The sequence below is a fragment of the Shimazuella kribbensis DSM 45090 genome, from assembly GCF_000428065.1.
In the GTDB taxonomy this organism is placed as follows: domain Bacteria; phylum Bacillota; class Bacilli; order Thermoactinomycetales; family Thermoactinomycetaceae; genus Shimazuella; species Shimazuella kribbensis.
In genome coordinates this window covers 1-11,137 of sequence record NZ_ATZF01000005.1, presented here as the reverse complement: position 1 = coordinate 11,137, position 11,137 = coordinate 1, and the positions used below count along the sequence as shown (strand labels likewise).

The window sequence follows — 11,137 nt, the reverse complement described above, 5'->3', positions numbered from 1 at the left end:
ATCTTCCTTTACACCTTATGTCCAACAGTCTCGTCTACAATACCTAACTCTTCTTTTACCCAGTCATATCCCTCTTGCTCCAAACGCTCAGCTAACTCTGGTCCACCTGATTTCACAATACGACCTTGCATAAATACATGAACAAAGTCAGGTTTTATATAATTCAACAAACGTTGATAGTGAGTGATGATAATAACGCCCATTTCAGGGCTTCTCATTTCGTTTACACCTGCTGCAACAATTTTAAGCGCATCAATATCAAGACCAGAATCGATCTCATCTAGAATAGCAAATTGAGGTTTTAACATCATCATTTGCAAAATTTCATTGCGCTTCTTTTCTCCTCCAGAAAAACCTTCATTAAGGTAACGGGTAGCAAAAGATTCATCCATATCAAGCACATTCATTTGTTTATCCATTTGACGAATAAATTTCATCAAAGAAATCTCATTACCTTCTCCACGTTTGGCATTAATCGCACTACGTAAAAAATCAGAGTTGGTAACTCCACTTACTTCACTTGGATACTGCATCGCCAAGAAAAGCCCTGCACGAGCTCGTTCATCTACTTCCATCTCTAGCAAATCTTCTCCATTAATGGAGACATCACCAGCAGTAACTTCATATTTTGGATGTCCCATCAAAGCAGATGCCAATGTACTTTTTCCGGTACCATTAGGTCCCATGATGGCATGGATTTCTCCGCCATTCACTGAAAGATTTACACCTTTCAAGATTTGTTTATCTTCAATCGATACTTGTAAATCCCGAATATTGAGGTTCGGTGTTGACATTGTAACATTCCTCCACGGACTTTCCACCTGTATATAGAAACTAGGTAGTATTATCAATAAGTTGGTAAAGCCTAAATTAGATTGATTATCATGTGATTCTCATTTTATTCTAACTTAGACATTTCAAGAGATCAAGGTGATATTGATTTCCATTGAACTCAAAAAAAAAAATTTAACTAATAAAAGTAAAATATTTCCTATTTTAATATAGCGATTATCTTTTTAATTAAAAAAAGATGATAGATATATCATATATAAAAACCACGCTAATTATAATAAATTCCAGCTTTATATTCACGCATTGATCACATTATTTTATGCCCACTTTTTATGAGAATAGTGTACAATAGAAAGTATCTTTTGAAAGATTCTCTCTTCATTATTCTTTTTATTGGGGGAAATTTTGTAACAACTGGGGGCAGAAAGGATGAAGAAGTATAATTTAAATACAGCTGATGCTAAAGTTAACCATTATATTCAATCTAAAAACGTAATCTATTTACGCACACAAAACAAGAATAAATACCAAATACATGAAGATAATGGTAATTATAAAGCATACACAGAGCATGACTATTTGAATAGCTTAAATAACCGCAGATTGCTTCGAACTTGGGAAAAATGCAGATCTCAAGTAAAGGTTGCTCCACACCTACCTGAGATTATCAAAGTAATAATTTATGAAAACACATTTGATGACCTAGAAAAACTTGTTATTCAATCACATCAAGAAAGTTGCACTTCATCCATTAATTCCCGAACTATACAACAATTGTTTTCCAAAATGAAAGAAATATCTCTTCTTTTAAATCGTGAATTAGATGCAGATTACTGGTCTGAACTTACTGATTTTTTCCAAACCTGTTTTTCCCTACAAATACTTAACGAGTCATTTAAGCGTTGTTCGAAAGGACACTAATATGTAATCAATGGCTTTCTTCATCCTCTCCATTACTTTTACTTCCTAATAAATAGGTACAGCCTATTTTGTGAACTCATTTGACGAAATAATCTTCTCACTATATTTAACCAATTCGGCACTCCTATACTGTATAATTATTCCTTTTCATTTATAAAAAGGCAATTCTTTTAATTCTAAAAAAGCCAGTCATTATCCCTATGTTTTAGGGATAATGACTGGCTTTTTCTTTGCCGCTAAGTTTATCTTGTCTGCCAAGTGAGTCTTGAAGCAAAACGACATAGCGAGACCTGTGGCTTAGTCTGAAGTGCATAAAGGATACTAAGCCTCTGTCTGCGCTCCATTAAGCTTGCCAATCGGCAAGTTTTCTTTAAAATTCTGTTGTTACTGTCTGTAAATATTCCTCATGAAAGTACTCAATTACTTTTTCCATCATTACTTTTCTAGTTAAGATCCCGACAAACTGATGACGTATATCAATTATTGGTATATACGATCGATTTACCAATACTTCAAAAGCAAATGAAAAAATGGAGTTGGCCATAATACCCATGTGATTCCGATCCATGGCATCCAGCACACGGTACTCTTTTAATTTCGAAAAATCCAATTCTTGAGTTTTATTTGGGTTAATTAGGAAATCCAAAATATTGGTTTTACTTATAATTCCTTCTACCCGACCATCTGGATGAATAACTGGTACTGAAGTTGTACCTTTACGAGTCAACACGATCAAAGCTCGCTCCAAGGACCAATCGGGCTCCAATACCACTACTTTTTCTTTCGGAATAATTAACGGAGTAATCTCTTTTGTAAACAAAAGATCAGCATTTTTATTCATAAATCATAGTACTCCCACTTCCCTTAACCGGGTTAATCTCCTGTACATCCATCCGTTGTTTGAGGGAATAAACAGTCCTACTCATTTATGGTACCGCTTTCTTCTGTTGATTGTCAATACATTTTCTGTAAAATTACAATATTGCATCCTTAAATCTACGCTTTTTTTTAACTATTTCGGCTACTAAAATCAAAATTCCCTATTATGAATAAATACAAACGCTTGATGTGTAAACCACAAAAAAAGCCCTTATAGGGGCCATCTCCTTTCTCTAATGTGTATTCTGCACAAATGATGAACATGCATCTTGCACAAGTGTTACTGCTTGAGACATTGCCATACCTCCACCAAATGCAGTTGTAACCGCTGATGCTTCCATTATTTCTTGTTTTGTTGCTCCATTTTCAATAGCACCTTTCGTATGATAAATAATACAATATTCATCTTTGCTATATACTCCTAACCCTAGTGCTATCAGATGTTTCATTTTTTTGGATAAATCTCCTTCTTCGAAACAAGCTTCTGTAAATTTATTATATTGACTAACAACTTCAGGAAGATGTTTGGATAACTCTCCTAAACCTTCTTTATAATCCATAAGCGATTCTTGAATAGAATTTCCTTCCATTCCATCTACCTCCATTTAAAATATCACCATTAGTCTCTTCTATATCTAGCAATTTATTCACTTTCTAAAATATGTTCGAAAAGTTTGGTATAATGAAATTGTTATTTTTCGAAGAGAGGATTTTATATTTGGAGACACAAAAAAAAGAATTAATTAAAATGATCTTAATCATGATTAAACAAGTCTATAAGAAAACATTGCAACTAGAAGAGGCATTTGGATCGCAAAGCATACATATATTACCAAAAAATTATGATCCTTTAAAAGAATTATTAGAACTCCTAAATATATCAGGAGAAGAGTCTGTATTGGTTTCTACACTTGTTGGCATTTACTTAGAAGGTGACATGACAGCAGACGAGATTGTTATCGAACTAGAAGAATTAACTACACAAAATGCATAAGATAAAAGAAAACCAAATCATATGATTTGGTTTTCTCTTTTTAGGCCCAAGATCACTAATCTTTAAATTTTTGTAAGTTAGGGATTTACCATAGATTCACTTGTTTATTCAAGAAAACGGATTTTCCATATTCAAGTTATACATATATTTATACAATTGAGCGTTTAACACATCTCTCTAAATAGATGGAATAAGAAGATCCTCTCGTCAACAAGCCACCACCTACGCTAACGCTAAGAGGTGATGGCTTGCATCTGTCCAGTCATACATGTGATTCTAAGAATCTCTGACCTTAGCGTGACGATACATCTCAGGGCAGGCTGACCATCTACCCATCCAACATCAGTCATACTGATGTTGTTGCTGCAACAAGGTACTCTATCCCCTTTCGATGCAGATTCATTGCTCCAATCCGATCATCATTGAAGGTATACCCACAAGTTTTGCATTGTAAGATATGCTTTTTCTTGTTTCGGTTCTCCTTTACTGTGTGTTTACACTTTGGACAAGTCTGAGAGGTATAAGCAGAGTCCACGTAATTTTCATCGCAGAATGCTTGTAAAGGAGGGAAATTCTAATCAAAAATATTTTTTCTTTCTTGACACAACAATTTTTACTCTTTATATTAAAGATAAGATATATACTTAATAACTACGATAGAACAATCTAGAGGTGTAAAGTTATGTATTATAGCATTGGTGTGGAATATGCTCTCCACTGTCTTGTGTATTTGGTCTCTTCGGTTCATAAACCAATCGGGATTAAAGATTTGGCTGAATTTCAAGGAGTCTCTGTTTCTTATCTATCAAAAGTCTTTACGAAACTTGCCAAAGCGGGAATTGTTCAATCTACCCCAGGGGTAAAAGGAGGTTATCTTCTCTCTAGACCTCCTGAACAGATTACATTTTATGATGTAGTTACGGCGATTGAAGGTGTACAACCTGCATTTCAATGTAAAAATATCGTCGCTAAAGGGCTACCTGCTCAGTCTCAGGACACAAATGATCCCACTGTTCCTTGTCGAATCAATTTGACTATGCTAGAAGCAGAACAGATGAAAAATGACTATTTAAAACAAAAAAACCTTGCTTGGTTAAAAGACACACTAGAAAAAGAGCTCGCTCCATCAGTTCTAGAAAAAATAAGTGACTTTTTTGCCAAATGCTAAATTGTTAAATGCAGCCTCTTTTTTTGATCTAATCGTAGATAACATATATATTTAATAGATCTATTAATGGTGATTACTATGAAAGTTTGTATGTTAATGCAAAAATGTAGAACCCCAAATCATATGAAGTTCTTTTTAAATTGAAAAGTATCTGGAAAACACAAATCGATAATACGCTTCTCTCAACTTCATGGATTTTCGTAGATGCCCGTAAAAAAAGACTTGGCAAAGCACATGTAGGCGTAATCACTCGTTTAATACTAAGCAACAAATAATCCATATATGGATGGACGTCGAAAAGGCCCCATCGTATGAGATCAATAAAACTTGGAGGTATAGGATGATGATCAAAGGTTTATATGAAGGGCATTTGCCTGTAAGTGATCTCGATAGATCTATTCAATTTTATGAAAACTTAGGGCTCGAATTTGCTTGTAGAGGAGAAAGACGAGCTTTTCTATGGATTGAAAAAGGGAAAAGTTGGTTGGGATTATGGGATTGCGAACAAGTGAAGATTCCTTATCATGTATCAATTCGCCATGTAGCTTTTACTATTGAGCTCGAAGATATGGAGAAAACAAAGCAATGGTTGAAGGAAAAAGGGATAGAAGTGGTTGATTTTTATGATTTCGAACCTGCTCGCCAACCACTGGTTCTTCCTCACCATCCTCAAGCGCATGCAGCTATTTATTTTGAGGACCCTGATGGAAATTTACTTGAATTCATTGCTCCGATAGAACTGGACGTTGAAAAATATTTCGACATGATGAAGTTAGACGATTGGTATGCGGAAAGAGGTAAGCGTCTTAATATTTCTAATACGTAATAAAATTCTTCTTCTATCACAACACTACTCTATTACATAATCAAAATTTTTCAAAAGGAAGATTTCAGCAGCTCTTTCACTCACCTAAATAAGAAACAGGGGGATCAATCAATGGATATCAAAAATTATTTAGCTCGAATCGGTATAACTCAAGAACTAAAAAACAATTTGGACGATTTAACACATTTACAGCAAAACCATGTCACTCAAGTTCCTTTTGAGAACTTAGATATTTTAAAAAGCATTCCTTTATCCTTTGATCCAAATTATCTTTATGAAAAAATTGCGATCCGTCAAAGAGGGGGAGTTTGCTATGAATTAAATGGTTTCTTTCATGTTTTACTCCGAGAACTTAACTTCGATGTATCCATGCGTGCCGCAACAGTAAATTTAAATGGTTCATGGTTTAAAGAGGGTACACATTTAACAAACATTGTTCTATTAAACGGAGAGGAGTATTTAGTTGACGTTGGATTTGGTGGAAATACCCCAAGTATACCCATTCCTTTAACAGGTGAAAAAATTTTCGCAGTAAATGCTTATTATCGAGTGAAACCTTATGCAGAAGAACAAAGAACGTGGGTTTTAGAAAAAAAGGAGGATGCAGATTGGATTATGCTATATAAGTTCTCAGAAGAAGAGAAGGTTTTAGACGATTTTAAAAGTGTGTGTGACTTTACTCAATACAGTGAACAATCTACTTTTAATAAAACCCCTGTAATCATGAAAGTTACGGACAAAGGAAGGATTACATTACATGATCACTCCTTAACTATTGTAGAAGGATTGAAAAAAACAAAGCATACCTTTGGGCCGGAGCAAACGATAAATATTTATAAAGAGCTATTTGATTTAGAAATATAAACGAGACCGATTGGAGTGATAAAGATGGAAATTACTTTGGCTGAAAAGGTTGAGACATCATTTGTCAAAGTAAATGAGGTTACATACGCCTACCGATTATTAGGAAAAAAATCCGATGTACCACTTGTTCTTTGCCATCGATTTCGCGGGACAATGGATGACTGGGATCCAGCTATTGTAGACTTGTTATCCAAAGAAAGAACCGTGATCTTGTTCGATAATGCAGGTGTAGGGCTATCGACTGGTGTAACACCAAATAACATCCCAGAAATGGCAAACCATGCTGTAATCTTTATGGAGTCGTTGGGATTCGATCAAGTCGATTTACTTGGCTTTTCTATGGGTGGATGCATAGCGCAACAAGTGACATTGGAACGACCTGATCTCGTTCGTTCTCTAATCTTGGCTGGTACTGGGCCTGGTGGGGGAGAGGGTATACAAAGCGCTGCACCAGAAGTGTTTCAAGTTGCCATGAAGCCTGTAAATGTACCTGAGGATTTTCTATATCTCTTTTTTGAGCAGACAGAGACGAGTCAAGTAAAAGGAAAAGTATATCTGGAACGTCTTCAAAAAAGAAAAGAAGATCGCTCTCCTTTCGTGTCAGAGGCTTCCGTAAAAGCGCAAGCTCAGGCCCTCATGAATGTAAGAGAAAAGAATTTCCTTTTCCCTAGGTTAGGAGAGATAAAACAACCTGTACTGATCATGAATGGAAATGATGACATTATGATACCTGCTATTAACTCCTATATCATGTCACAGCATATTAAAAATGCTCAACTAATCATCTATCCAGATGCTGGGCACGGGTTCCTATTCCAGTATCCTGAATTATTTACGGAACACGTTTCTACCTTTTTGAAAAATGTATAGCTTATGCAGCCCATCTTCATTTGAAAACTAAACAACCAAGCTTCTATAAATGCATTGCAAGTTTCATTTCAATTAAATTATAAGATAATACAGGGAGAGAAAGAAAATGGAAAAAATACTTATTATTAATGCGCACCCAAAAGTGGATGATACATCATCCGTCAGCTTGCAAGTGCTTCAGCGCTTTATGGAAACATACAAAACACTTCATCCCGATTATCCAATGGAACAAATCGATCTATATCGTGATATTGTACCGACCATTGATCATGTCGTTTTAAAAGCATGGGAAAAAATCGGCAAAGAAGAGACATTAAACGAGGAAGAGTTATGGTTAACTTCTCGTATGTCGGATATCCTTCAGCAGTTTAAGAGCGCGAAGAAGTATGTAATTGCGATGCCGCTGCATAACTTCAACATTCCCTCAAAGCTCAAAGACTATATGGATAACGTACTGATCGCCAAAGAGACATTTGCCTATACTCCAAATGGATCAGTCGGTTTGCTCAATGACGGCCGTAGCCTCCTCGTTATTCAAGCAAGTGATGGTATATATACCAACAACGACTGGTATACGGAAGTAGAATACTCACATAAATACTTGAAATCCATGTTCCATTTTCTTGGAGTTAAGAACTATCAAATCATTCGGGCACAAGGAAATGCTATTCTCGATAGAGTTGAAATTTTGGAGAAGGCCCTTCAAGAAGCTGAATCAGCAGCTACTTCTTTGGCAAAGTGACACATCAAGAGGTAAAAAACAATTGATAGTTTTAAGTACAGTCAAGAAGACACGTCTATAGTCAAAAAGCAATGTAAATAAGTTAAACCAGCTCTAATATAAATAAATTAGGCTGGTTTTTATTTTTTATGATTATAAATCGTTAGCCCTTGATAGTAATTCTTCCAGAGAAAGAATATTTACTCACCTATTTCTAATGATTGTTTAATATCCATCACTTTTTGAGCAAAAACTTCATCAGTAAGTACAGGATGAGCTACCACTCCTTTTACTAGATCTGGTAGTGACATCCATGACTTACAGCCGCCATATTCGCCTAACATGGGAATTTCAACAGGTTGTTCCAGTTGGTATACACGTAATAAGAGTACGTGCAATGGTAATTTCTTTTTCCATTTGAGCCGTTCTGCTGCAAACTCATTGGTCCAAATGTGGTGAGGGTAAAGCGACTTTAACTTCTCTTCATCCAACAACTCTATATCTTCATGAAGTTGCGCATAATATTTTATCGTGATCGTCTGATCTTCAGGAGACCAATTTTCGATACTTTTTGCAATGTTTTCTTGGTATTCTTCTTTTAGCAATTCTGGCTTTTGATGCTCGTAAGCGGGAAATAAGAAAAAACTATCGCTCGTCACTTCAAAGTGACGAGTCTCTTCATGAATTCCGCCTTTTCGCATGAGAAGGATTTGTGTACCTTTTCCGAGTTCATCTAATGTCACTGCCCAATCTCGCAATGCTATATGTGTGCTTGTTTTCAATTTTGTCATCCTTCCTCTTTAAACAAGGGCCAAATGATCCCCATCACATCATCTATAGAAAAAATCGCATATGCTTTTGATCCTTTTTTATGTTAACACAAAATAATCAGGAGAGGTAATTCATCTACAAATATCATTCTATATCTCATGACAATTAGAACTCCATATGAGTAGATATACTAACATTCTGTTCCAAATGCACTTGTTATGAACGTCTTCCACATCTGTTGTACAGTTGGAATTTAGAATTGATAAAATAAAAAATAGTCTTTAACTTTTAAACACTTCATGTTATTTATAGGAGGCTCAGCATCTTGTGGTTACTACTCGCATTTCTTTGTTTTCTGTTTAATGGACTGAGTGCATTTTTCTTCAAAATCAATACGATGAAAGGTGGTACATCAGAAAAGTTACTCTTTGGTTTCTATTTAGCTGGCTCGTTAGGATCGGGACTATATGTCTGGTATACCCAAACATGGGTATGGGATGTGAAGATCATAATCGCTGGCATCATCATTGGGCTAGCAGCAACATTAGGAAACTTACTGTATAGCAAATCTGTATACATCGGACCTGCTGGCTTAACAGCTACTGTTTCTCACAGCCATGTCATCTTGATCGTTATCATGTCTGTCTTTCTATATGCTGAAAATCTGAATTGGCTAGAAGGTATAGCTATCTTTTTCATTATTTTAGCAGTCTTATTACTACCATTTGATCCAAATCAGAAACTACGAATCAGCAATAAGCTATGGTATCTATTTGTGGGAGTTGCTTTTATTGGATTTTTTATCCGAAATGGTGGCTTGAAAATAACGGAGGAAATGAATCTGAACAACAGTCCTATTATCTTTATTTCCTATGTATTTGGTTTCGTCTGGTTTACTGTCACATTATGGACTAAACGAAATGAAGAAAAATCAACAACAGGGATCGTTAATGGATTATTTGCAGGAGTTCTCTCCTTTGCCATGATGCAGTCTTTAGCAGCTGCTCTGGCAATCGGCCCAGCAAGCATCATTTCGCCAATCGCTTCTGCTAATGGTATTATCGTTGCTGTTTTATCTTATCTGGTTTATAAAGAGAAATTTTCCAAATTTCAATTTCTTTCATTTAGTTTGTTGTTAATAGGAATTATTCTTATTAATAGTTAAAGACTAGGTGCCTGACAGATTCAATGAAAATAGTGGTAGTCGTCAAAGTAAATGGGATCAGAATTTTATCGGAGAATAATAAATGGGGATAGGAAACTGGAGACAAAATGAGCAGTATGTGTTGTTATGGATTACAATTGGTGTCGAGGCGGGCAATAGTTGCCGCTCGACTCCCGATCCTGCGGAGCTCAAGACATGAGCCTGATCCTGAAGGTGGTTCCTTATGTGCTCACGAAGGCTTGTGAGCAGCACAGAGGCGAGCATGAGAAGCAGAGGCCTCATCGAGGAGATCCATCATGGCTTCCCACTCAGCAGGAGGAATCTCCTCCTCCGGCGTGATGAAGTCCTTCGCCAGTTCAGCGGCAACCTTAGCAGCCTCATCAGCCTTCTGCTTCTCGACGTACGCGTTCCACTCCGGGTAGTCCGTGCTCATGGCGTTCTCCCATCGAAATGTTCAGGTTCGGTCAGATTATGTAAATTATACCTCTTTATATTATGTATGTGTAGGTCAGCCGAAACAAAATGTGAAAAGAATAATGAACCAGATGATGAATCAAATAGTCCAGCGGAATAAACCATCTTCCTTAAATGTTTTCACTATATTTGAGCTGATCAAAACAAAGATCTCGCAAACTAGAGTAAGACAAGGAGAAAGGAATACCGGCAAATTATAGCAGAAAATTGTAACGATAAATTTAGCTGAGGAATCGATTTTCAAAGAAAGTAGTTAGGATAATGGCTGGTTTATTTTTGGAACGACTATACATCGTTGCAATCCACAGAACGAATGAATTTTGGATGGAGGTCGGAACTTACTGTATAATCTATAAAACACCAAAAAACCCTAGTACATCTTGTACTAGGGTTTAATTATTCCCTGAAAACCGAAGAGTGAGTAACACGCCTGATTATTTGGTAACCGAATTTGTACCAAAAGGTACTCCATAGAAAGGAGGTGATCCATCCCCACCTTCCGGTAGGGATACCTTGTTACGACTTCACCCCAATCATCTGTCCCACCTTCGGCAGCTCAGTCCCCTAAGGGTTCTGTCACCGACTTCGGGTGTTACAAACTCTCGTGGTGTGACGGGCGGTGTGTACAAGGCCCGGGAACGTATTCACCGCGGCATGCTGATCCGCGATTACTAGCGATTCCAGCTTCATGT

Annotated in this window: 13 protein-coding genes, 1 rRNA gene and 1 pseudogene; 8 read left to right on the top strand and 7 right to left on the bottom strand. The window is 36.5% G+C overall.

Features of this window, described 5'->3' with window-relative positions; all coding sequences use genetic code 11:
• Positions 1 to 8: 8 nt before the first annotated feature.
• Positions 9 to 794, bottom strand: coding sequence for a Fe-S cluster assembly ATPase SufC (gene sufC / locus A3GQ_RS0108985; RefSeq protein ID WP_028776762.1), 786 nt, complete (start codon positions 792 to 794; stop codon positions 9 to 11).
• A 427-nt stretch (positions 795 to 1,221) separates the two neighbouring features.
• Between sufC and A3GQ_RS0108980 the strand changes: the two genes are divergently transcribed.
• Entirely contained in the window at positions 1,222 to 1,713 is a 492-nt protein-coding gene (locus A3GQ_RS0108980; RefSeq protein WP_028776761.1) for a hypothetical protein, read from the top strand.
• 370 nt (positions 1,714 to 2,083) lie between these two features.
• On the opposite strand, the gene A3GQ_RS0108975 is transcribed toward A3GQ_RS0108980, so the two are convergent.
• Positions 2,084 to 2,554, bottom strand: coding sequence for a CBS domain-containing protein (locus A3GQ_RS0108975; protein WP_028776760.1), 471 nt, complete (start codon positions 2,552 to 2,554; stop codon positions 2,084 to 2,086).
• Positions 2,555 to 2,825: 271 nt separating this feature from the next.
• On the bottom strand, positions 2,826 to 3,182 hold the full coding sequence (locus tag A3GQ_RS0108970) for a carboxymuconolactone decarboxylase family protein (RefSeq protein ID WP_245596759.1): 357 nt from the start codon (positions 3,180 to 3,182) through the stop codon (positions 2,826 to 2,828).
• A gap of 128 nt (positions 3,183 to 3,310) precedes the next feature.
• Here A3GQ_RS0108970 and A3GQ_RS0108965 point away from each other — a divergent pair, with 128 nt between their 5' ends.
• Positions 3,311 to 3,586, top strand: coding sequence for a hypothetical protein (locus A3GQ_RS0108965; protein ID WP_169818270.1), 276 nt, complete (start codon positions 3,311 to 3,313; stop codon positions 3,584 to 3,586).
• 346 nt (positions 3,587 to 3,932) lie between these two features.
• Here the strand turns inward: A3GQ_RS0108965 and A3GQ_RS26175 are convergent.
• A pseudogene (locus tag A3GQ_RS26175) lies at positions 3,933 to 4,121 on the bottom strand (zinc ribbon domain-containing protein); the annotation flags it as partial.
• A gap of 147 nt (positions 4,122 to 4,268) precedes the next feature.
• Between A3GQ_RS26175 and A3GQ_RS0108960 the strand changes: the two are divergent.
• From A3GQ_RS0108960 to A3GQ_RS0108940, 5 genes are all read left to right on the top strand, one after another.
• Entirely contained in the window at positions 4,269 to 4,754 is a 486-nt protein-coding gene (locus A3GQ_RS0108960; RefSeq protein ID WP_028776757.1) for an RrF2 family transcriptional regulator, read from the top strand.
• Positions 4,755 to 5,097: 343 nt separating this feature from the next.
• Positions 5,098 to 5,580: a VOC family protein gene (locus tag A3GQ_RS0108955; RefSeq protein WP_028776756.1), complete on the top strand. Its 483-nt coding sequence runs from the start codon at positions 5,098 to 5,100 to the stop codon at positions 5,578 to 5,580.
• Between the two features lie 111 nt (positions 5,581 to 5,691).
• Complete coding sequence (locus tag A3GQ_RS23890; protein WP_051271473.1) at positions 5,692 to 6,444, top strand: arylamine N-acetyltransferase family protein; 753 nt, start codon at positions 5,692 to 5,694, stop codon at positions 6,442 to 6,444.
• A 24-nt stretch (positions 6,445 to 6,468) separates the two neighbouring features.
• A complete protein-coding gene (locus A3GQ_RS0108945) occupies positions 6,469 to 7,314 on the top strand; it encodes an alpha/beta fold hydrolase (protein ID WP_028776755.1) in 846 nt (281 codons plus the stop codon).
• 106 nt (positions 7,315 to 7,420) lie between these two features.
• Positions 7,421 to 8,056, top strand: coding sequence for an FMN-dependent NADH-azoreductase (locus A3GQ_RS0108940; protein WP_028776754.1), 636 nt, complete (start codon positions 7,421 to 7,423; stop codon positions 8,054 to 8,056).
• Positions 8,057 to 8,235: 179 nt separating this feature from the next.
• Here A3GQ_RS0108940 and A3GQ_RS0108935 read toward each other — a convergent pair whose 3' ends face one another.
• Complete coding sequence (locus A3GQ_RS0108935) at positions 8,236 to 8,826, bottom strand: DUF1802 family protein (RefSeq protein WP_028776753.1); 591 nt, start codon at positions 8,824 to 8,826, stop codon at positions 8,236 to 8,238.
• A gap of 305 nt (positions 8,827 to 9,131) precedes the next feature.
• Here A3GQ_RS0108935 and A3GQ_RS0108930 point away from each other — a divergent pair, with 305 nt between their 5' ends.
• Positions 9,132 to 9,971 carry an EamA family transporter gene (locus tag A3GQ_RS0108930; RefSeq protein ID WP_028776752.1) on the top strand — a complete coding sequence of 280 codons (840 nt, stop codon included), beginning with the start codon at positions 9,132 to 9,134 and terminating at the stop codon, positions 9,969 to 9,971.
• A gap of 229 nt (positions 9,972 to 10,200) precedes the next feature.
• Here A3GQ_RS0108930 and A3GQ_RS0108925 read toward each other — a convergent pair whose 3' ends face one another.
• Both A3GQ_RS0108925 and A3GQ_RS0108915 read right to left on the bottom strand, forming a co-directional pair.
• Positions 10,201 to 10,404 (bottom strand): hypothetical protein, encoded by a 204-nt coding sequence (locus A3GQ_RS0108925; protein WP_028776751.1) that lies wholly within the window; start codon positions 10,402 to 10,404, stop codon positions 10,201 to 10,203.
• A 515-nt stretch (positions 10,405 to 10,919) separates the two neighbouring features.
• Positions 10,920 to 11,137: ribosomal RNA gene (locus A3GQ_RS0108915) — 16S ribosomal RNA — on the bottom strand; the annotation flags it as partial.